The organism is Streptomyces marokkonensis (genome assembly GCF_008312835.1).
In the GTDB taxonomy this organism is placed as follows: Bacteria; Actinomycetota; Actinomycetes; order Streptomycetales; family Streptomycetaceae; genus Streptomyces; species Streptomyces marokkonensis_A.
The window spans coordinates 1-19739 of record NZ_VSKS01000004.1 but is presented as its reverse complement, the minus strand read 5'-3'; the positions used below and the strand labels follow the sequence as shown (position 1 = coordinate 19739).

16 protein-coding genes are annotated in these 19739 nt (G+C 72.7%); 1 reads left to right on the top strand and 15 read right to left on the bottom strand.

Annotation, left to right across the window (positions count from 1 at the left end; translation table 11 throughout):
• Positions 1–37: 37 nt before the first annotated feature.
• The 15 genes from F1615_RS08415 to F1615_RS08345 form a co-directional block, all read right to left on the bottom strand.
• Positions 38–679 carry an IclR family transcriptional regulator gene (locus F1615_RS08415; RefSeq protein WP_149548265.1) on the bottom strand — a complete coding sequence of 214 codons (642 nt, stop codon included), beginning with the start codon at positions 677–679 and terminating at the stop codon, positions 38–40.
• 277 nt (positions 680–956) lie between these two features.
• Complete coding sequence (locus F1615_RS08410) at positions 957–2756, bottom strand: DEAD/DEAH box helicase (protein ID WP_149548264.1); 1800 nt, start codon at positions 2754–2756, stop codon at positions 957–959.
• 110 nt (positions 2757–2866) lie between these two features.
• A complete protein-coding gene (locus F1615_RS08405) occupies positions 2867–3262 on the bottom strand; it encodes a type II toxin-antitoxin system death-on-curing family toxin (protein ID WP_149548263.1) in 396 nt (131 codons plus the stop codon).
• On the bottom strand, positions 3259–3459 hold the full coding sequence (locus tag F1615_RS08400) for a ribbon-helix-helix protein, CopG family (protein WP_086684213.1): 201 nt from the start codon (positions 3457–3459) through the stop codon (positions 3259–3261). The genes F1615_RS08405 and F1615_RS08400 overlap by 4 nt, the downstream gene beginning before the upstream one ends.
• 36 nt (positions 3460–3495) lie before the next feature.
• Positions 3496–4953 carry an MFS transporter gene (locus F1615_RS08395; RefSeq protein WP_149548262.1) on the bottom strand — a complete coding sequence of 486 codons (1458 nt, stop codon included), beginning with the start codon at positions 4951–4953 and terminating at the stop codon, positions 3496–3498.
• Positions 4954–5069: 116 nt separating this feature from the next.
• Positions 5070–6251 carry an SUKH-4 family immunity protein gene (locus F1615_RS08390; RefSeq protein WP_149548261.1) on the bottom strand — a complete coding sequence of 394 codons (1182 nt, stop codon included), beginning with the start codon at positions 6249–6251 and terminating at the stop codon, positions 5070–5072.
• A 232-nt stretch (positions 6252–6483) separates the two neighbouring features.
• Positions 6484–8799 (bottom strand): xanthine dehydrogenase family protein molybdopterin-binding subunit, encoded by a 2316-nt coding sequence (locus F1615_RS08385; RefSeq protein ID WP_149548260.1) that lies wholly within the window; start codon positions 8797–8799, stop codon positions 6484–6486.
• The gene (locus F1615_RS08380; protein WP_149548259.1) at positions 8796–10901 is read right to left on the bottom strand and encodes a 2Fe-2S iron-sulfur cluster-binding protein; all 2106 of its coding nucleotides are present in this window, start codon (positions 10899–10901) and stop codon (positions 8796–8798) included. Before F1615_RS08380 ends, F1615_RS08385 begins: the two co-directional genes overlap by 4 nt.
• On the bottom strand, positions 10898–11791 hold the full coding sequence (locus tag F1615_RS08375; protein WP_149548258.1) for an FAD binding domain-containing protein: 894 nt from the start codon (positions 11789–11791) through the stop codon (positions 10898–10900). The genes F1615_RS08380 and F1615_RS08375 overlap by 4 nt, the downstream gene beginning before the upstream one ends.
• 339 nt (positions 11792–12130) lie before the next feature.
• Positions 12131–13774, bottom strand: a complete 1644-nt coding sequence (locus F1615_RS08370) for a beta-N-acetylhexosaminidase (RefSeq protein WP_149548257.1) — start codon at positions 13772–13774, stop codon at positions 12131–12133.
• A gap of 1 nt (position 13775) precedes the next feature.
• Positions 13776–14621, bottom strand: coding sequence for a carbohydrate ABC transporter permease (locus F1615_RS08365; protein ID WP_149548256.1), 846 nt, complete (start codon positions 14619–14621; stop codon positions 13776–13778).
• Between the two features lie 29 nt (positions 14622–14650).
• Positions 14651–15640, bottom strand: a complete 990-nt coding sequence (locus tag F1615_RS08360; RefSeq protein ID WP_244328672.1) for a carbohydrate ABC transporter permease — start codon at positions 15638–15640, stop codon at positions 14651–14653.
• Complete coding sequence (locus tag F1615_RS08355; protein WP_149548255.1) at positions 15637–16929, bottom strand: extracellular solute-binding protein; 1293 nt, start codon at positions 16927–16929, stop codon at positions 15637–15639. The genes F1615_RS08360 and F1615_RS08355 overlap by 4 nt, the downstream gene beginning before the upstream one ends.
• Positions 16930–17154: 225 nt before the next feature.
• Positions 17155–17442: a DUF3039 domain-containing protein gene (locus tag F1615_RS08350; RefSeq protein ID WP_037932061.1), complete on the bottom strand. Its 288-nt coding sequence runs from the start codon at positions 17440–17442 to the stop codon at positions 17155–17157.
• Between the two features lie 30 nt (positions 17443–17472).
• Positions 17473–18045 (bottom strand): YqgE/AlgH family protein, encoded by a 573-nt coding sequence (locus tag F1615_RS08345; RefSeq protein WP_167533690.1) that lies wholly within the window; start codon positions 18043–18045, stop codon positions 17473–17475.
• 310 nt (positions 18046–18355) lie between these two features.
• Here F1615_RS08345 and murA point away from each other — a divergent pair, with 310 nt between their 5' ends.
• Positions 18356–19696 (top strand): UDP-N-acetylglucosamine 1-carboxyvinyltransferase, encoded by a 1341-nt coding sequence (gene murA / locus F1615_RS08340; RefSeq protein WP_149548253.1) that lies wholly within the window; start codon positions 18356–18358, stop codon positions 19694–19696.
• Positions 19697–19739: the final 43 nt, after the last annotated feature.

The following is a 19739-nucleotide window of genomic DNA, read 5'->3' as shown; positions in this document are numbered from 1 at the left end:
CGCGGGTGGGCGGGGTCAGCGCAGCGCCTCGGCGGGATCAGCGCAGCGCCTCGGCGACCTCACGCGCCGCGTCCATCACCCGCGCGCCCACCCGCTCGGGCACCACGTCCGCCAGCATGACGACCCCCACGCTGCCCTCGACGCCCGTCACCCCCAGCAGCGGCGCGGCCGCCCCGCAGGCCCCCGCCTCCAGTTCCCCGTGCGTCAGCGTGTAGCCCGGCTCCCCCGCCCCCTGCTGCCGGGCGGACAGGATCGCCTTCCCCGCGGCCCCCCGGTCCAGCGGATGCCGGAAGCCGGCCCGGTACGCCACGTGGTAATCCGTCCACGACGGTTCCACCACGGCCACGGCCAGCGCCTCCGCCCCGTCCACCAGCGTCAGGTGCGCGGTCGCGCCGATGTCCTCCGCGAGCGACCGCAGCGCAGGCATGGCCGCTTCCCGCACCAGGGGATGCACCTGCCGCCCCAGCCTGAGCACACCGAGCCCGACCCGGGCCCGTCCGCCCAGATCACGGCGTACGAGGGCGTGCTGTTCCAGTGTGGCGAGCAACCGGTACACGACGGTCCGGTTCACGCCCAGTTTGTGGGAAAGCTCGGTGACGGTCAGCCCGTGGTCCGTGTCGGCGAGCAGCTTGAGGACACGTAGTCCCCTGTCGAGCGTCTGAGAGGTCTCCGCGGTCACGACGCCCACTCCTTAGTGGTGAGGTCGACGGCCCCCTCACGGCGGATGCGTCACCGAGTCCCGTCGGTCACGCGCCTCAGAGGCCGCCGATCGGCCGGCGGCCCGGCGGTGTCCCGGGCACAGTCGCTTCACGGCTGCGCTCCGCGGCGGCGCTGCCACGGGGCGTGTGCGTAGCGGGACAGTAGTTGAGCCGGTTCGGTGAGCGGAAGGCTCCGTCCAGAATCCGGGCACTCTCACAGGGAAGTGGTTCTGTTTGTCCCCATACGCGCACCCGGGGTCACCGCATGCGCGTGGCCCACTCCTGTACCTTCTCGATCCGCTGGCGCAGCTGTCCCGCCGTGGCCTCCGCCGAGGGCGGGCCGCCGCAGACCCGGCGCAGCTCGGTGTGGATGACGCCGTGCGGCTTGCCGCTCTGGTGGACGTACGCGCCGACCAGGCTGTTGAGCCGCTTGCGCAGCTCCATCATCTCCTTGTGGGAGACCACAGGTCGCCGCTCGGCGGGCAGTTCGAGCAGGTCGGCCTCCTCGGCCGGCTTCTTCCGGCTGTGCGCGATCTGCCGGGCCTGCCGCTTCTGGAGCAGCAGCTGCACCTGGTCGGGTTCGAGGAGTCCCGGGATGCCGAGGTAGTCCTGCTCCTCGTCGCTGCCGGGGTGCGCCTGCATGCCGAACTCGGCGCCGTTGTACGTCACCCGGTCGAAGACGGCGTCGGACTCCAGCGCCTCGAAGGGCAGCATGTCCTGCTCGCCGGTGTCCTCGTCCTGCTCCCGGTTCGCCTCCTCCATCTCCTTCTCGGACTCGGCGTACGGGTCCTCCTCGCCCTCCTTCTTGGGCTTGTCGAGGACGTGGTCGCGCTCGCGCTCCATCTCGCCTGCGAAGCCGAGCAGGTCCGGGATGGTCGGCAGGAACACGGACGCGGTCTCGCCGCGCCGCCGGGACCGCACGAAACGGCCGACGGCCTGGGCGAAGAACAGCGGGGTGGAGATGGTGGTGGCGTACACGCCGACCGCGAGGCGCGGTACGTCGACGCCCTCGGACACCATGCGCACGGCGACCATCCATCGGTCGTCGCCGGAGCTGAACTCGTCGATCCGCTTGGAGGCGCCGGTGTCGTCGGACAGCACGAGGGTGGCCTTGTGGCCGGTGATGTCGCGGATCAGCTTGGCGTAGGCGCGGGCGGACTCCTGGTCGGAGGCGATGACGAGGGCGCCGGCGTCCGGGATGGCCTTGCGGACCTCGGTGAGCCGCTGGTCGGCGGCGCGCAGCACGGCCGGCATCCACTCGCCGCGCGGGTCGAGCGCGGTGCGCCAGGCCTGGCTGACGGCGTCCTTGGTCATGGGCTCGCCGAGGCGGGCGGCGATCTCGTCGCCGGCCTTGGTGCGCCAGCGCATGTTGCCGCTGTACGACATGAAGATGACGGGACGGACGACGTGGTCGGCGAGGGCGGAGCCGTACCCGTAGGTGTAGTCGGCGGACGACCGCCGGATGCCGTCGTCGCCCTCTTCGTACGTCACGAAGGGAATGGGGTTGGTGTCGGACCGGAACGGCGTACCGGTCAGCGCGAGCCGTCGCGTGGCCGGCTCGAACGCCTCCAGGCAGGCCTCGCCCCAGGACTTGGAGTCACCGGCGTGGTGGATCTCGTCGAGGATGACGAGGGTCTTGCGCTGCTCGACACGGTTGCGGTGCAGCATGGGGCGCACGCCGACACCGGCGTACGTCACGGCGACGCCGTCGTAGTCCTTGCCGAGCGGGCCCGCGCTGTACTCCGGGTCGAGCTTGATGCCTATCCGCGCGGCGGCCTCCGCCCACTGCTTCTTCAGGTGCTCGGTGGGCGCGACGACCGTCACCTGCTGCACGACGTGGTGGTGCAGCAGCCAGGACGCCAGCGTCAGCGCGAAGGTCGTCTTGCCGGCGCCGGGCGTGGCCACCGCCAGGAAGTCACGGGGCTGGGCCTGGATGTACTTGTCCATCGCCCCCTGCTGCCAGGCGCGCAGCTTGCCGGCGGTACCCCAGGGGGCGCGCCCGGGAAACGCCGGGGACAGGTGGTGCGAGTGGGACGCGGAGCTGGCGGTGGTAGTCACGATCTCCGTGGGGTGGTCGGGCGGCGCGGTGCGTATGACAACCGGGCCACCCTACCGATGGCCCGGAGCTGCCAACGCCGGTACGCGACCGGGACCGCCCAGGATGGGACTCAGGTCACATCGCCCTGCTCAGCCAAGTCCCTCAGCGCTTCGGAGATCGCCTTGACCTCGTCCAGGCTGCTGGTCGCCACAGCGATGACCAAGCGCTCTGCCGCATCGATGTCGGGGCGCAACTGCACCTCGTTCATCGCCAGGAAGACGGCACAGGACACCCACGCAGTGCGTTTGTTCCCGTCCACGAAAGGGTGATTGACGACCAGGGACTGCAGGAGTGCCGCCGCCTTGTCGAACAGGTCGGCGTAGGCCTCCTGCCCGAACATGGCCGCCGAAGGGCGATGCACGGCCGACTCCAGCAGTCCCGCGTCGCGCACGGCGATGCGCTGATCGTCGACGGCGTCCTCGGCAATGGCCAGGACGTCCTCGGCCGTGAGGTAGACGTACGTCACTTCAGCCGCTCCAGCAGCTCGGCCCACTTGGCGGTCTGCTCCTTGGCCGCCTTGCGTACCAGCGCCTGGTGCGCAGTCCGCGCCAGATAGTCGTCCACTGCCCGCAGCAGTATCGCGTGCATGCTGACGCCCTCCTCTTCGGCGCGCAGCTTGAGAGCTTCCGTCTGGTCGTCGCGAAGGCGCAGGTTCATAGCCATACCAAAACGGTACCACCGTGTGACACCAAAGTGGTACTACTTGGCCGGCCGAACGCGCGCCGCCACCCACGCTCCCGCCAGGGCCACCGCCGCCATCGGGAGGAAGACCGCGACGAAGGCAGCCGGGTGGGAGGCCGTGGTCTCCGTGGCCGCGTGGCTGACCGTGCCGCCACCGAGGGCCGCGAAGGCGGCGCCGCCCGCGGCGAGGAGCAGGACGTTGGAGAGGCCGTCGGAGATCTGGAGGGCGGCGGAGTTGGTGCCGGCCTCCGAGGGGGCGGACAGCTGGAGCAGCAGGACGCTGGTGGACGAGATCACCAGGCCCATGCCGAAGCAGCCGAAGGCCCAGGCGACCGCGACCGTCCAGGCGGGCACGGCGTCGATCAGCACACTGGGCGCCGCGGCGATGGCCGCCGCCACCAGCACCATCCCGAGGGTCATCAGCCGCTCCCGGTACGGCTCAAGACGGGGCCGGGACTGCACCCAGGAGCCCAGCGCCCAGGTGCCGCCGCCCGCCGCGAGCGAGAAGCCGGCGAGGGTCGGGCTGAGACCGCGCTGGGTGACCAGCATCAGCGGGACGAAGGACTCCGCCGCGATGAAGGAGCCGGCGGCCACGCCGCGCAGCAGGACGACCGAGGGCAGGCCGCGCGCCGCCCGGTACGTGCCGCGCGGGAGCAGGCCCAGCACCGCGGGGACGAGCAGCGCCACGCCCAGCGCGCCCGGCAGCAGCGACGCCCAGCGCAGGTCCTGGGCGGCGTACTGCAGGAACCCGGCGCCGAAGGAGATGGCCAGGGCCAGCCGGATGCGGCGGCGGCCGGCGGAGGCCGGGGCGTCCGTGTCCGCGCTCACCGGGCCGGACGCCAGCCGCCGTATCTGCGGCAGCGCCAGGGCCAGCGGGAAGACCACGAGCACCGGTATGCCGAGGAACACCCAGCGCCAGCCGATGTGCTCCGTCACCGCGCCGGACGCGAGCGGGCCGACGATCGACGGCACCACCCAGCTCGCCGCGAACGCCGCCATGATCGCCGGCCTCAGCCGCTCCGGATAGGCCCGCCCGACGATGACGTACAGCGCGACGATCACCAGCCCGCCGCCGAACCCCTGCACGGCCCGCCCCAGGATGAACAGCCACATCGCACCGGCCGTCCCGGCGAGCAGCAGTCCGGCCGCGAAGGAGGCGATGCCCCAGGTGAGCGGCCCGAGCGGGCCCCGCCGGTCCGACCACTGGCCGGACAGCACCATCCCGAACAGGCTTGTCGTGAAGTACCCCGAGAACGCGAACGCGTACAGCGGCACCCCGTCCAGCTCCCGCGCCGCCACCGGCATCGCCGTACCGACGGCCGTCGCCTCGAAGGCGATCAGCAGCACCACGGAGACGACCCCGACGCTCAGCGCCCGGTAGGGGCGGCTCAGCACGGTCTCGTCGGGGTCGGCGGCCGAGGCGGGGGCGTCGACGGGCACGGCGACATCGGTGTCGCGCGGGTTCGGGGCGGTCATGACCGCCAGCGTAAGGTCCGCGGCCCGGTTTGACCCCTGTCGGGGGTCGGTACCGGCACCGGGACCTTGGTCGTAGGCCCTGACGGTCCCGGGGCCTCGCCCGCGCCGCGTGTGCGCTAGAGCACCCCGCCCGCCTCGTCCTGGAACAGCTCCGTCCAGTAGTGCCAGTCCGCGTCCCTGGTCGTGCCCGTGGGGTCGATGGAGGACAGGACCTGGATCATCGTCAGCGCCAGCTGGTCGTAGGTGTCGGTGGTCAGCGCGTGACCCGACTCCTCGTCGATGGAGCGCTCGCGGTGCAGCAGCCAGAGCGTGAAGGCGAGGGTGGAGACGTCCGTGTTCAGGGGGTGGAGCACGGCATCCGGTTCGTTCCAGCTGAGGACCGCGCCCGTGGTTCCGTCGACGACCAGGCTGTGGTCGTCGACCAGGTGGCCGAGGCGTATCAGGTGCTCCGCGCGGGCGGGGAGCAGGCCGTCGGGGAGCGGGCTCCCGCAGTCGTCGGTGTGGTACTCCGCGAGCGTGCGCAGCGGCAGGTCCGTGTCCAGGGAGAAGAGGAAGCCGTCCTCGGGGAGGCCCGTCTCGCGCAGGAAGCGGCGGGTCGGCTCGTGCGTGAGCGTCGCGGGGAAGTCGACCTCCTCGAAGCGGGCCACGCCGCCCCGGCCGAACTCGCCGTCGAGGAGGCGGACGGGGAGGTCAAGGGCCAGGCCCGAGGCCGTGCCGGGGCCCGCCACCAGGGCCAGCGGGCGGATCAGCGCGGCCATCCGCCAGAACGGCGCCGGCTCCCCGTCCGCCCCCTCCTCGAAGACCGCCAGCAGCTGACGGGAGGCCTCCGCGACCGCCTTGGTGCCGTAGCGGCCCGCGTAGGCGGCGAACTGGCCGCGCAAGCCGGCCAGTTCGTCCGTCGCCGCGGCGAACCGCACCAGCGTCGGCAGGGACGGGGCCAGCGGACGGCGGTCCATCAGGTCCGGGCGGTCGTGGAAGAAGTACGCCGTCGAGACCTCGCCGGTCGCGCCGTCGAGCAGCACCGACTCCGTCTCCAGGCCGGCCGGGCCCAGCAGACGGCCGATCACCAACTGGTCCCGCAGCCCGGCCGGGAGCCGGTCGGCGGGGCCGCACAGGGAGTCGGCCACGGTGTGCGGACCGCCCTGCCGCGCCGGCTCCGCGAAGCCGAACAGGACGCTGTCCTCCGGCAGTCCGGGGTCCGTCAGCCAGCGGCGCGTGGAGGCGTGCGTGATGAAGGGATCGAGGTCGGCGTCGGCGAGTGTGATCGCCCCCGCGACAACGGTGTCGGTCCTGCTCATGATTCCCCCGCGATACGTGTGCTCGGTCCCGGGCCCGCGAACGCCCCGCCCCGGGCGGGACGGTTCATGCCCTTCCGGGCCAAGCGGCCGTCCCCACTGATCGGAACACTACGCGCCACCACTGACAACGCCCCCGGACCGAGGGCGCGCCGGAACCGACGCCCCTCGTCACACAAGACGCGCCGGCAACCGCTTGCGTTGCCCCGGCGCGGAAAACACCCCGGAACGGGATTCAGTTCCCGGTGACCACCGCGGCCTGCGGACGGATCGGCAGCCGGTTCACCGGGCGGCCGGTGGCGGCCCGGACCGCGGACGCGATGGCCGCCGGCGAGGTCACCACCGGCACCGCGCTGACCGCCTTCGCGCCGAACGGCGCGACCACGTCACGCTCCTCGACCAGCTTCACGATGTGGATGTCCGGCGCGTCCAGCGCGGTCGGCAGGGCGTAGCCGGTCAGGTCGGGGTGGCGGACCAGGCCGCGCGGGGTGCGCAGGTTCTCGGTGAGCGCGGCGCCCAGGCCCTGGGTCACGCCCGCCTCGATCCGGGCGGCCAGCTGCGCCGGGTTCAGCACCCGGCCCACGTCCTGGGCGACCGCCAGTTCCACGACCCGTACCGAGCCGAGCTCGATGTCGACGTCGACCACCGCGCGGATCGCGCAGAAGGACATGCCGACGAAGGCGTCGCCCTGGCCGGACTCGTCCAGCGGCTCCGTCGGGTGCGGACGGCACTGGGCGGTGGCCCACAGCTCCTTGCCCTCCATCGCCTCCGTGACGGTGGTGGACAGCACGCCGTCGTACGAGGTGATCTTGCCGTCGGTGATCTGGAGCAGCTCGGTGGACATGCCGAACTTGTGCGCGAGCGGCTGGAGGAGCTGGGTGCGGACCATCTTGGCCGCGCGCTCCACGGCGCCGCCCGACACCCAGGTGTGCCGGCCCCGGCAGCCCGGTCCGGCCGGGGGCTGGTCGGTGTCCACGGGCACCACGTGCACCTCGTCGATGCCGAGGGTCTCCTGGACGATCTGCCGGGCCAGGGTGGAGAACCCCTGACCGGTCTCCACGGCCGCGCACAGCACGGTCGCCACGCCGCCCTGGACCCGCACGGTGGCCGTGGACACCTCGTCCGCGCCCTCCGCGCCGAGCATGTGCACCATGCCGAGGCCGTACCCCACGCCCCGGCGCACCGCACCCGGTTCGCCCGCGCCCTCGGGGCCGCCGGGCAGCAGCCACTCGTCCTCGGGGGTGTCCTTGGGCAGCGGCGGCAGCGGGAAGTCACGTACCGCCTGGAGGAGTTCGGCGACCGGGGCCGGGCAGGTCACGGTCTGGCCGGTGGGCAGCACGTCGCCCGTCGCCAGGACGTTGCGCAGCCGCAGCTCGGCGGGGTCGACGCCGAGCTTCTTGGCCAGCTTGTCCATCTGCGCCTCGTAGGCGGCGCACACCTGCAGCGCGCCCTCGCCGCGCACATGGCCGGAGGGCGGGTTGTTGGTGCGTACCGCCCAGCCCTCGATGAAGGCGTTCGGGACGACGTAGGGACCGCAGGCGAAGGCGACGGCGGCGGCGAGGGCCTCGGAGGAGGTGTCGGCGTAGGCGCCCGCGTCGAGCAGGATCTGCGCCTCGACCTTGACCAGCCTGCCCTCGGCGTCGGCGTGGTGGCGGTAACGCAGCAGTGTGGGGTGGCGGTGGGCGTGGCCGAGGAAGGACTCCTCGCGCGTGGCGGTGAGCTTCACCGGGCAGCCGGTCCTCAGCGCGAGCAGGCCGAGGGGGAGCTGGAAGCTCTGGTCCTCGCGGTCGGCGGTGGCGCCGGGCACCCCGGTGACGACGACCTTCACCCGGTCGGGTTCCAGGCCGAACGCGGCGGCCGCGGTGTCCCGGTCGCCGTGCGGGTCGGTGGACGCCAGGTACAGCTCGACGCCGCCGTCCGGGCGGGGCACGGCGAGCCCCGCCTCGGCCCCTATGGGGGCGGGGTCCTGGCGGCCGATGCGGTACAGGCCCTCGACGACGACGTCGCCGGCCGCCTCGGGGTCGCCGTGGCGCAGCGGGATGTGCCGGATCAGGTTGCCGTCGGGGTGCAGCGGTGCGGCCTCGAACGCCTGCTCGGGGTCGGTCACCGGGTCGAGCACCTCGTACTCGACGATGACGGCGGCGGCGGCCATCCGCGCGGTGTCGGGGTGGTCGGCGGCGACGGCGGCGATGGGCTCGCCGTGGTGGCGCACGACCTCGGAGGCGAAGACCGGGCGGTCGGCCTTGCCGCGGCCGTGCACCGGGGCGCCGGGGACGTCCTCGTGCGTGACGACCGCGCGGACGCCGGGCATCTCCCGCGCGTGGGTGGTGTCGATGGAGACGATGCGCGCGTGCGGGTGCGGGGAGCGCAGCACGGCCGCCCACAGCAGGCCCTCGGCCCACAGGTCGGCGGCGTACGGGAAGGTGCCCTCGGTCTTGGCGCGGGCGTCGGCGGCCGGGAGGGAGACGCCGAGTCCGTGCGGGACCGGTTCCGGCTCGGGGGCGGTCTCGGCGGCCTGCGCGGCCTGCACGGTGGCTGCTTCGTTGCTCACGCCTGGCCTCCGTCCTGGCCGTGGGGCTGGTCCTGGGGCTGTTCGAGGGGGCCGGGGCCGCCGAACGCCGTCGGGTTGACGCCGCCGGCGCCGGGGCCCGCCTGGTGCGGGATGCGCGGGGCGTCGCTCTCGCCGCCGGAGTCGGCCCCGGGGGTGTCGGCGTGCGCCTCGCGTGCGGCGACGACCTCCTTGACGGCGTCCACCACACCCCGGTAGCCGGAGCAGCGGCACAGGTTGCCGCACAGGGCCTGCCGGGTCTCCAGCTCGGTGGGCGCCGGGTTGCCCTCCAGGAGGTCGTGCACGGTCATCGCCATGCCCGGGACGCAGAAGCCGCACTGCACGGCGCCGCACCGCGCGAGCGCCCGCTGCACGTCCGAGGGCCGGCCGTCCTGGGCCAGGCCCTCGACGGTACGGACCTCGCTGCCGGCCGCGGTGACGGCCGGGACCAGGCAGGACGCCACGAGCCGCCCGTCGACCTGCACGTTGCACGCGCCGCACTCGCCCTGCGAGCAGCCGTCCTTGGCGCCGGCCAGGCCGAGCCGCTCCCGCAGCACGTAGAGCAGCGACTCACCGATCCACGCGTCGGTGACCGGCCGGTCGGTGCCGTTGACGCGGAGCACGTAGGAGGCGAGGGGGTGGTCGTCGTGGGGGGAACCCAGGGCTCCCGGTTCACCCGGGAGGTCCGGTCCGCCCGACGTGTGCGGCGGTGCCTCGGTGGTTCCGGTGGCGTCCGCGGGCGCGCCGGCGTCGGGAGCCGCCTCCGGGTCCGCCTCCGGGTCCGCCTCCGGTGCGGCCCCCGCGTCGGCGGCGGAGGGCGCCGACGGGCTCCCGGCGGCCTCAGGGGCGCCGTCGGCGCCCCCGGGCTCCCCGACGGTCTCGCCGGGCCCGGCAGCGAGCTGTGCGGCGTCCTGGGCGCCGGGGTGCGGGTGCTCCCGCAGTCCGTGCTCCCCGGGTGCGTACTCCTCGGATGCGTACTCCCCGGGTACCTGCTCGCCGAGTGCCCGCTCTCGGTGTTCCCGCTCGCCGAGTCCCTGCTCTCCGCGGTCCTCCTCGCCGAGTCCGGCGGGGGTGCCGTCGGACCCGGCCTCCGCGCCGGGCTGCCACCGCGGCTCCGCGTAGCCCTCGGCGGGCAGCGGCTGGGGCACACCGGACGAGTGGGGCCCGGCGTGCGCGTCCCGGGCGTGCGGCTCCCGCGGCGCGGGGCCGTCGGTCGGGCCGGGCTCGCCGTGGGACCGCACCCCGTCGGGGTGCGCGGGCCGTTCGGGTCCGTGGCCGGGCGTGCCGGAGGTCTCCGGCGGGGCGGCGCCGTCCGGCCGCCCGTGCGCGGGACCGGCGTACGCGGTCCGCCCGGCGGCGGACGCGTCCCCGTCGGGCCGCTCGCCGTATCCGCCCGCCACCGGCCGGCCGAACGCGGGCCCGTGGCCCTCGCCGTGCGGCCGCGTTCCCGCGTCCTGCCGCTCCGGTGCGGGGCCGTGCTCGCCGCCGTGCTGCTCCGGGTCCTGTGGGACACCGGGCACGCCGGGGCCCCACGGCCGGCCGATGGACTGGGTGCCGGCCCAGGGGGCCGGGGCGCCGCCCGGGAGGGTGGCCGGAGGAGTGCCGCCGCCCCACTGCTCGACCAGGGCGGAGGTGGTGAACTCGCCCGATTCGTCCGGCAGGTCGCCGTCCGCGACGGGGATCGACCACTGGCCGGTGACGTCCTGCCCCGGCGCGGGGTTCTCCGCGGCCGCCGCCTCACCGAGGTCCCACTGGCCGGTGGCGCCCGGGTTGTACGTGAACCGGTCCCCCGTCGCCGGGTCCGCCTCGGAGGCCTGCGGGTCGTGCCACTGTGCGCCGTCGACGGGCGCGCCGGGGACCGCCCACGTGCCGGTGGCCGCCGGGTCGGTGCCCGCGGTGGTCGCGGGGGTGACCGTTATCTGCGGCGGGACATAGCCGTGGCCGGGCGCGGCGAGCGGACTCTCCATGGAGTCCAGCAGGGCGTCGATGCCCCCCTCGGGGAGGTTCACGAAGGCCGTGGCGCCGTCGTCGTAGTCGCCCTGGGGCAGCGGGTCCCAGCGGCTGCCGCCCGGGGGCGTGCCCTCTCCGTGCTGGTCGTCGGTCACGACAGTGCCCTCCCCAGTGCTCGTCGGGCCAGCGCGGCGACGGTGCGCCGCAGGTGCAGTACCGCGGGCGGAAGCGGTGGGACGGTGCCGTCCTCTCCGGGGGCGGCGTCGGGGATGCAGGCCGCGGCGACGTACTCCCCGAACGCGGTCAGTGCCTCGGGCACGACCGCGCGGTTGTTGTCCCAGTCGATGAGCTGCGCGACCCACTGCTCGGCGTCCAGGGGCCTCAGCGGCATCGGCGCTATGGCGCCCACCGCGCAGCGCACCCCGCGCCGCGCGGGGTCGAGCACGAGGGCGACGGAGGCGACGGCGCGGCCGGGGCCGGTGCGGCCGGTCGCCTTCAGGAAGACCTGCGGGGCGTGCAGCAGCGGCACGCGCACGTAGCCGATGAGTTCGCCGGGGCGCAGCAGGTCCATTCCGGCCAGCAGGTGCGACACCGGGACCTCGCGGCGGCCGCCGCCCGGGCCGGCGACGATCAGTGTCGCCTCCAGCGCGGCCAGCACGGGCAGCGCGTCCCCGGTGGGAGCGGCGGAGGCGATGTTGCCGCCGAGGGTGCCCGCGTTGCGGATGTGCGGCGGCCCGGCGGCCCGCGCGGAGGCGGCGAGCGCCGGGATGAGGGCGGCGAAGTCGGGGCGGCCCATGCGCGCGTGGGTGAGACCGGCGCCGAGCAGCGCGTGCCCGTCCAGGTACTGCCAGCCGCGGATCTCGCTGATCTTGCCGAGGCCGACCAGCGCGGCGGGCCTGAGCTGCCCGGAGTTGACGGCGGCCATGAGGTCGGTGCCGCCCGCGACGGGTACCGCGGCGGGCATGGCCGTGAGGGCCGCCACGGCCTCGTCCAGCGTCGTGGGCAGCGTCACGGCCTGCGCCGCCTGCGGTGCGTGCGTGCTCAAAACCGGCTGCCCCTTCCCGCTGCCCCACCTGGTCCCACCTGTGCGCCGTACGGTACGTGCTGACAGGGCGGACGTGGCAACTCTGGCACATCTTGGCAGGCGCCGAGGACGGGGGTCCGCTAGGAGGCATTCACCCACCTCACCCCGGACATGGCCGATTTCACCCGGCATCTCCGGTGCGCTGCGATTGGCACTCTTCGGTGGGTCTTGCGCTTGTATCGCCCGGCCTGTTCGGGCCGGGCGGACGGCCGCGCGGGAGGCGTCCGGCGTCCGGGGCGGGCGTGCGGGGCGGGCGCGCGGGCGGCCCGCCCCGGGGCGCGGGACAGGGGGGCGTGACGGCTACAGGCGGGGCGGGGGGCCGTCGATCGGGCGTCCCAGCACGCCCGGGCGCCGCTGCCAGGGCAGCGGTCCGGTGGGCGGACGGTAGGCGACGCCGAGGGCGTCGAGGCGCCGGTAGTGGGTGGTCATCCGCCGTTCGAAGCCGGCGAAGTCCCGGTCGGCGGGGGCGGGCAGGTCGCTCCAGGCGACCTCGGCGAGCGCGGCGAGCCGGGGGAACGTCTGGTAGTCCACGCGCCCCTGGTCCTCCATCACCTCGGTCCACACGTTGGCCTGGGCGCCCAGCACCCGCGCGGTCTCCTCGGGCGTCAGTTCCACCGGAACGGGTTCGAACCGGTAGACGTCCTCCAGGGTGCGCACGTACCCGATCGGCACCGGCTCGTCGGGGCCCGCGTCCTGACGGTGGTCCAGGTACACCTGCTGCTCGGGGCACATGACGACGTCGTGCCCCGCGCGGGCGGCGGTGACCCCGCCCGCGTAGCCGCGCCAGGAGGACACCGCCGCGCCGGGGGCCAGGCCGCCCTCCAGGATCTCGTCCCAGCCGATCAGCCGGCGCCCCCGCGCGGCGAGCCAGCCGTCGAAGTGCCCGATGAACCAGGCCTGGAGCGCCTCCTCGCCGGCGAGTCCGAGGTTGCCGATCTGCTTCTGCGCGGTGTCCGACGCGCGCCACTGGTCCTTGAGGCATTCGTCGCCACCGATGTGCACGAACGGCGAGAACGGCCCGGCGTCCGCAGGGAACAGTTCCAGGACTTCCTCGAGCACCCCTTCGTAGAAGCGCAGGGTGTTGTCCGTGGGGGCGAGGACGTTCGGATTGATGCCCCAGGTGTCCCAGACGGTCAGGGATGCGGTGTCGACGACGTCGGAGTTGCCGAGTTCGGGATACGCGGCGATGGCGGCCTGCGAGTGCCCGGGTACGTCGATTTCCGGGACGACGCCGATATGCCGCTCGGCCGCGTAGGCGACGATCTCGCGGATGTCGTCCTGGGTGTAGTGACCGCCGTGCGGCCTGTCGTCCCACAGCGGTGAGGCGCGGTGGCCGATTTTCGTCCGCGCGCGCCAGGAGCCGACCTCGGTGAGCTTCGGATACCGCCGGATCTCGACGCGCCAGCCCTGATCGTCCGTCAGGTGGAAGTGCAGCACGTTGAGTTTGTGGGCCGCCATCAGATCGATATAGCGGAGCACGCCTTCCTTGGGCATGAAGTGCCGCGCGACGTCCAGCATCAGCCCGCGCCAGCGGAAGCGGGGGCCGTCCTCGATCGTCACGTGCGGCACCGCCCACACCCGGCCGCGGCCGAGCGGGGCCCTGCGGAACGCGTCGGGGCCGAGGAGCTGCCGCAGCGTCTGGGCGCCCCAGAAGACACCGGCCGCGCCACCGCCCTCGATCAGGACGCCGTCGTGGTCGCTGACGAGGCGGTACTCCTCCGGGCCGAGACGGGGGTCGAGCCGGAGCCCGATGCCGTCCCCGGCCGCGTCGTCGCGCTCCCGCCCCTCGCGCAGCGGCAGGCCGGTCGCCTGCCGGAGGACGGTGCGCAGCCAGTGCTCCACGCCCTCGGTCCCGTCACCGGCGTACAGCCGCGAGCGCGCCGTCAGCCGCACCTCGCCGGACCCGGCGACGGCACTGCGGGGTGCTGGAATCAGTTCAGTCACGTCAGTCCTTTACCGCGCCGCCCAGTCCGGAGACCAGACGCCGCTGCACGAGTACGAAGAAGACCAGTACCGGAATCGTCATCACCGTGGACGCCGCCATGACCCCGCCCCAGTCCGGGTCGTCGGGTTTGTAGAAGACCAGGAGCGCCATCGGCAGGGTCGACTGCGAGATGTCGCTGATGATGAACGACTTGGCGAACAGGAAGTCGTTCCAGGTGGAGATGAAGGAAAACACGCTGGTGGCCACGAGGCCCGGCAGGACGAGCGGGAAAAGGATCTGCCAGAGAAAGCGCGCGCGGCTCGCCCCGTCGATGTAGGCGGCCTCCTCCAGCGCCTCCGGAACGGCCTTCACGAACCCCCTGAGCATCCAGATCGCGAACGGCAGGGAGAACGCGATGTGGGGCAGGATCAGTGACCACAGCGTGTTCAGCTGGCCGAGGTCCCGCATCGTGAAGAACAGGGGGATCGTCAGTGCCTCCACGGGCACCATCTGGGCCACCAGAAACATGATCAGCACGGTGGTCCGCATACGGAACCGGAAACGCGTCACGGCGGTCGCGGCGAGAAAGGCGATGAGCGCCGAGGCGATCACCACGGCGACCGCGACGACGACGCTGTTGAGGAAGTACCGGCCGAATTCCTGCTGCCCGAACACCCGCCGGAAGGAGTCCAGCGTGGGCGCGAGCGTCCAGGGACGCGGCTCGGCCGACTCGATCTCCCCGGCCGGTTTGAAGGCGCTCAGCACCATCCAGTACAGCGGGAAGGCCACCACGGCGGCGGTCAGCAGCGCCGCCGACTCGGCCGCCAGCCGTCCCGGGCGCCGGACGAACCGGCGCACAGGATTCACCCGGGGTTCCCCGTCCTGGCGCACAAGACTCACAGTTCCTCCCCCTGTCGGCGCAGCAGCCGCAGGTACACCAGCGTGACGGCGAGCAGGATCAGCAGCATCACCACGCCGATCGCCGCACCGAGGCTGTACTGCGAGGAAGCGAACGCCTGCTGGTAGGCGTAGACGTTCAGGACCAGGTTCTGGCCCGCGATCCCGCCTCCGCCCGTCATGACGTAGATCTGGGTGAAGACCTTGAAGTCCCAGATGACGGACTGGATGGTGACGACCACCAGGATCGGCCGGAGCATCGGTGCGAGCACGGAGCGCCAGATGCGCCACTGCGAGGCCCCGTCCAGGGAGGCGGCCTCCAGCACCTCGGACGGTACGGAGCGGATCCCGGCGTAGACGGTCACCATCACGAACGGGAAGGAGCACCAGACCACTTCGAGCAGCACCAGGAAGAAGGCGCTGAACCTCCCGTACGTCCACGCGTGGTCGCCGAGGCCCAGCACCCGGTTGACCGGCCCGAAGTCGGCGTCGAAGAGGAACAGCCAGACGGTGGACCCGGTGATCGCCGGGGTCGCCCAGGCGCCGAGCGCGGCCAGCATCAGCGCCAGCCGCGGCACGGCACGCACCCGCGTGAGCAGCACGGCGAGCGCGCAGCCCACGGCCAGCGTGCAGACGACGCAGGCCGCCGCGAACACCACGGTGGCCAGCAGCACCTGCCAGAACCGCTCGTCGCCGAAGAGCTCGGCGTAGTTGCCGAACCCCTCGAAGGTGGTCGGCTCCCCGCCGCTGACCTGCGCCTGGGTGTAGTGGAAGAGCGAGATCAGCCCGAGCTGGTAGATCGGGTAGGCCAGCAAGCCCCCGAGGACGACAAGCGCCGGAGCCAGATACAGCCAGGGAGTGCCGGAACGCCCCCGAGAGGGGCGCGGGGCCGTGCTGGTCGTGCGGCTACCGCCGCGTGGGCGCGAGGAACCAAGACCGACCCGCACCCGCCCGCGCTCCACGGCCCCCGAGCTCACAGGGGAAGTCATCCGGCGGAGCCAAACGCCTCGTTCATCTTCCGCGCCGCGTCCGCCGAGGCGGCGGCCACGTTCTTCTTGCCGGAGACGATCTCCTGGAACATCGTCGGCAGCACCAGCGACGAGTCGATCTGCGCCCACGCCGGCGACGCCGGGACGAACTTCGTGTCGGCCGCGAGCGTCTCGACGAACGGCTTCACGAAGGCCTCCTTCGCGGCCACCTGCTCCCGCACGTCGGAGAAGGTCGGGAGAAAGCCCATGCCCTCGAAGAGGGCGCCCTGCGCCTTCTTCGACGCGAGCCGCTTCATCAGGTCGACGGCGAGCGTGCGGTGCGAGGTGGACCTCAGCACGCCGAGGTTGTTCCCGCCGGCGAAGGCGGGGGCGATGGAGCCGGGCTCGACGCCCGGCAGCGGCACGACGGCGTACTTGCCCTTGACCTTCCCGGCCTCCACGGCCGCGTGGCTGAAGTCGCCGCCGATCGCCATGGCCGCCTTGCCCGAGGCGAAGGCGGTCACCGTGTCGTTGCCGCCCATGCCGGCGCACTTGGCGGCCGGGCAGTTGTCGTCGCCGAAGAGCGAGGTGTAGGCCTCGATGCCCTCGCGGGCGTCGGCGCTGTCGATGGCGGAGGCGTACGAACCGCCCTTGCCGGTGGCGAGTTCGCCTCCGTGGGCCCAGATGAACGGCATCGCGCCGTAGGTGTAGGCGCCGCCGACCGCGATGCCGTACATCTCCGGCCTGGCGGCGCGGATCTCCTTGGCGGTGGAGATCAGTTCGGCCTGGGTCCTCGGGACGTCGAGGCCGAGTTCGTCGAAGACGTCGGTGCGGTAGTACAGCGCGCGGACGCCGACGAAGTACGGGGCTCCGTAGACCTTTCCGTCGACGGTGACCGACTGTCTGGCGGTGGGGTCGGTGTCCTTGGCCTCGTCCCAGGCGCCGAACTCCTCGGTGACGTCGGCGAGTCCGCCGTCCTTCACATAGCCGGCGGTGTCGGTGTTGCCGTACTCGATGAGGTCGGGCGCGGACCCGGGGTCGTTGAAGGCGGCCTTGATGCGCTGGGCGCGGGTCTCGACGGGGATGTACTCGACGGTGACCTCGGTGTCCTTGTGCGCCTTCTCGAACGCGGCGAGGACGGCGTCGACGGCCTGTTCCTTGGGCTGGTTGTTGACCTCCTGGAAGAGCCAGACGCGCAGGGTGCCGGTCTTCTCGTCCTTGTCGGAGGAGGAGTTGCCGGAGGTCTGGGGCGCGCAGGCGGCGGTGGCGAGGACGGCCGCGACGGCGACCAGGCGGGCGGACAGCTTCATGGAGTTGCTCCTCCGAACGCGTTGCACCATATGCAATAGCGGTTTCGCTGTGCACAACACACCGGAGGCTAGGGACTGGGTGAACCGCGCCACAAGAGGTCTCAACCACTCTGTGACCGGCGGACGCATCCTGCGCAACGCGCGGACAGCACAAAGGCCCCCAGGGCGCACAAAGCGCACCCCGGAGGCCTCGGAAGGAGCGGACCGGCGGAGGAAGAAGGGGGACTACTTGTCGCCCTTGCCCTTGCCGTTGTCGTCGCCGCCCGCGCCCATGGACTCGTAGATCTCCTTGCACATGGGGCAGACCGGGTACTTCTTCGGATCGCGGCCGGGCACCCAGACCTTGCCGCACAGCGCCACGACAGGAGTGCCGTCGAGGGCACTCGCCATGATCTTGTCCTTCTGGACGTAGTGGGCGAAGCGCTCGTGGTCACCGTCGCCGTGGGAGGTCTGCGGCGTCGGCTCGACGAGGGTCCCCGTACCTGTCCCGCGCTCGGGCTCAAGAGTGCTCATAACAGCCAAGGGTACTGAAGCTCACAGCCATCAGTTGAGCGAAGGGTCGTCCGGATACGTGGCCACCATCGCCAGCTCGTTGCGCTGGCGGCGCAGCACCTCGCGCCAGAGCCGCTCCGGGGCCGGGGAGGAGACGTCACCCGGCTCGGACTCCACGACGTACCAGGCGCCGTCCACCAGCTCGTCCTCCAGCTGGCCGGGGCCCCATCCGGCGTAACCGGCGAAGATGCGCAGGGAGCCGAGGACGGAGGCGAGCAGCTCCGGCGGCGCCTCCAGGTCGACCAGCCCGATCGCGCCGTGCACCCTGCGCCAGCCCAGCGGCGCGGTCTCCCCGGCCGCCCCGCCCGGGACGACGGCGACACCGAGCGCCGAGTCCAGTGACACCGGGCCGCCCTGGAAGACGACACCGGGTTCGCCGGCCAGATCCGCCCAGCCCTCCAGGATGTCGCCCACGTCCACCGGCGTCGGCCGGTTGAGGACGACACCGAGGGAGCCCTCCTCGTCGTGGTCGAGGAGGAGCACCACCGCGCGGTCGAAGTTCGGGTCCGCCAGAGCGGGAGTGGCCACGAGCAGCCGCCCTGTGAGCGAGGACACCTCGGTCATGCCAGACATGATCCCGCATCTTCCGTCCTTGGGGGGAGGCAATGGGGGTACGGGAGTGAACGCAGCCATGAATCGAGAGGAGCCGCCTGCTAGGGCGTCGTTCGAGGGTGGTGGTGGGAGACGGGAGGGCCGGCGAGTGCGCGCCCGGCGCGCAAGGGGTCGCGGTGACCCCTCGTGGCCGCCGGAGAACCGTTCGTGTTGTGACAGACCCATGACGCCCTCCCGGCCTCCCGGGGCTTACGGAAGGAGGGCGAAGGGCGATTACCCTTGCCTCTCCGGCCCCTGCCCCACTCCACGGAACGCGAGATTCATGACCGTCAACGACGATGTCCTGCTTGTCCACGGCGGAACCCCGCTGGAGGGCGAGATCCGTGTCCGCGGTGCGAAGAACCTCGTACCGAAGGCCATGGTCGCCGCGCTGCTGGGCAGCGCACCCAGCCGCCTGCGCAACGTCCCGGACATCCGCGACGTCCGGGTCGTACGGGGTCTGCTGCAGTTGCACGGCGTGACGGTCCGCCCGGGTGAGGAACCGGGCGAACTGGTGCTCGACCCCACCTACGTGGAGAGCGCCAACGTCGCTGACATCGATGCCCACGCCGGTTCCTCGCGGATCCCGATCCTGTTCTGCGGCCCGTTGCTGCACCGGCTCGGGCACGCGTTCATCCCGGGTCTCGGCGGCTGCGACATCGGTGGCCGGCCCATCGACTTCCACTTCGACGTGCTGCGGCAGTTCGGCGCGACCATCGAGAAGCGGGCGGACGGCCAGTACCTGGAGGCCCCGCAGCGGCTGCGCGGCACCAAGATCCGGCTGCCGTACCCGTCCGTCGGCACCACCGAGCAGGTGCTGCTCACGGCGGTCCTCGCGGAGGGCGTCACCGAGCTGTCCAACGCGGCGGTGGAGCCGGAGATCGAGGACCTGATCTGCGTCCTGCAGAAGATGGGCGCGATCATCGCGATGGACACCGACCGGACGATCCGCATCACCGGTGTGGAGAAACTCGGCGGCTACACCCACCGCGCCCTCCCCGACCGGCTGGAGGCCGCCTCCTGGGCGTCCGCCGCGCTGGCGACCGAGGGCAACATCTACGTCCACGGCGCCCAGCAGCGCTCGATGATGACGTTCCTCAACACCTACCGGAAGGTCGGCGGCGCCTTCGAGATCGACGACGAGGGCATCCGCTTCTGGCACCCCGGGGGGCAGTTGAAGTCCATCGCGCTGGAGACCGACGTGCACCCCGGTTTCCAGACCGACTGGCAGCAGCCGCTGGTGGTCGCGCTGACCCAGGCGACGGGGCTGTCCATCATCCACGAGACGGTCTACGAGTCCCGCCTCGGGTTCACCTCCGCGCTCAACCAGATGGGCGCGCACATCCAGCTCTACCGCGAGTGCCTGGGCGGCTCCGACTGCCGCTTCGGCCAGCGGAACTTCCTGCACTCGGCGGTCGTCTCGGGACCGACCCGGCTCCAGGGCGCCGACCTGGTCATCCCGGACCTGCGCGGCGGCTTCTCCTACCTCATCGCCGCCCTCGCCGCCCAGGGCCCCTCCCGCGTCCACGGCATCGGCCTGATCAACCGCGGCTACGAGAACTTCATGGAGAAGCTCGTGGAGCTGGGCGCGAAGGTGGAACTCCCCGGCAAGGCACTCGCCTGACCTCACGCACCACCGGCCCCGGCCCGGGCCACACCGCCCCGGC

Bases quoted from the DNA above. Each gene is read 5' to 3' on its own strand.
- F1615_RS08355 (WP_149548255.1), bottom strand. From the start codon at position 16,929: ATGAAGCTGTCCGCCCGCCTGGTCGCCGTCGCGGCCGTCCTCGCCACC.
- F1615_RS08400 (WP_086684213.1), bottom strand. From the start codon at position 3,459: ATGGCTATGAACCTGCGCCTTCGCGACGACCAGACGGAAGCTCTCAAG.
- F1615_RS08360 (WP_244328672.1), bottom strand. From the start codon at position 15,640: ATGACTTCCCCTGTGAGCTCGGGGGCCGTGGAGCGCGGGCGGGTGCGG.
- murA (WP_149548253.1), top strand. From the start codon at position 18,356: ATGACCGTCAACGACGATGTCCTGCTTGTCCACGGCGGAACCCCGCTG.
- F1615_RS08350 (WP_037932061.1), bottom strand. From the start codon at position 17,442: ATGAGCACTCTTGAGCCCGAGCGCGGGACAGGTACGGGGACCCTCGTC.
- F1615_RS08345 (WP_167533690.1), bottom strand. From the start codon at position 18,045: ATGACCGAGGTGTCCTCGCTCACAGGGCGGCTGCTCGTGGCCACTCCC.
- F1615_RS08390 (WP_149548261.1), bottom strand. From the start codon at position 6,251: ATGAGCAGGACCGACACCGTTGTCGCGGGGGCGATCACACTCGCCGAC.
- F1615_RS08395 (WP_149548262.1), bottom strand. From the start codon at position 4,953: ATGACCGCCCCGAACCCGCGCGACACCGATGTCGCCGTGCCCGTCGAC.